Annotated in this window: 1 protein-coding gene; it reads right to left on the reverse strand. The window is 54.5% G+C overall.

Annotation, left to right across the window (positions count from 1 at the left end; genetic code table 11):
• Window positions 1-8: 8 nt before the first annotated feature.
• A protein-coding gene (locus C4S72_RS25560) for an IS3 family transposase (protein ID WP_104006040.1) occupies window positions 9-1171 on the reverse strand; the annotation gives its coding sequence in 2 pieces (ribosomal slippage) (window positions 9-916 and window positions 916-1171; 1164 coding nt in all).
• Window positions 1172-1238 lie beyond the last annotated feature (67 nt).

The following is a 1238-nucleotide window of genomic DNA, read 5'->3' on the forward strand; positions in this document are numbered from 1 at the left end:
TGTAGTGGTCAACGAATACCGGACAGTAAGTTAAGCTTTTCTTCTACCTTCCCGGGCGGCACTCCATCGTTGTACTGATGGGGGCGCTGCCAGTTGTAACGCTCCATCAAGTAAAAACTGATATCGCGTTGGGCTTCCTGAACTGACGAGTAACCAGCGTCAGGCATCCACTCACTTTTGTAACTCCGGAATAGCCTTTCCATCGGTGCGTTGTCCCAGCAGTTGCCACGACGGCTCATACTTTGTTGAATGCGGTAACGCCACAGCCGCTGACGGAATACACGGCTTGCATACTGACTTCCCTGATCAGAGTGGAACAGAAGCCCAGCCGGCCTTCCTCGCTGCTCAAAAGCCATATCGAGCGCCTTCACCACCAAGGCACCATCTGGACGTTCAGAGAAGGCCCATCCGACAATACGGCGAGAAAACAGGTCGAGCACAACAGCCAGATAACACCACCGGTTCTGCACCCAGACATATGTGATGTCGCCACACCACGCCTGATTCGGCGCGGTAGCATCAAACTCCCGATTGAGGCGGTTGGGGATATCGGGGCGCTCGATCGTCGCCTGTTTATAGGCGTGTGGCCCTGGCTGTTTGCAGATCAGGTTCATTTCCCGCATCAAGCGCCGGACTTTGAACCGACCCACGTCAAAACCATTCTCCTGCATCAGGACTGTGATCGTGCGACTGCCAGCGGAGCTACGGCTTTGTGTAAACAGCTCGTTGACCTTGGCACGCTGTTCCAGGCGTTCAACATCGACACACGATCTCGTCATGCGGTGCTCGTAATAACTGGAGCGGGCAATATCAAAGGCGCCACAGACCATCTCGACAGGCTCATGCTCACTTAATTGGTCTATCAGCGCGTACGATCGAGTTCGTCCGACATCAAGAGAGCGGTAGCCTTTTTTAGTATCGCTTTCTCCCGCTCCAAGCGGTTGATGCGGGCCTCTAGCTCTTGAATCTTCTGCTGCTCTGGCGTGAGTGCCTTGGCTTTCGGAGTCACACCATCCCGTTCCTCTCGAAGCTGCTCGACCCAGCGCCGCAATGGACTAACTCCAACATCGACGGCTCTGGCCGCTTCGGCAACGGAATACCCTTGATCGACCACCAGACTGGCTGCTTCGCGCTTAAACTCAGTTGAAAACGAACGACGCTGTTTTGCCATTGAACACCTCTCCTTCGGTGGCGACTGTACCACCTAAATCGGTGTCCGGAATCATTGAACCACTACA

It is taken from the genome of Marinobacterium lutimaris (assembly GCF_900108065.1).
In the GTDB taxonomy this organism is placed as follows: Bacteria; Pseudomonadota; Gammaproteobacteria; order Pseudomonadales; family Balneatricaceae; genus Marinobacterium_D; species Marinobacterium_D lutimaris.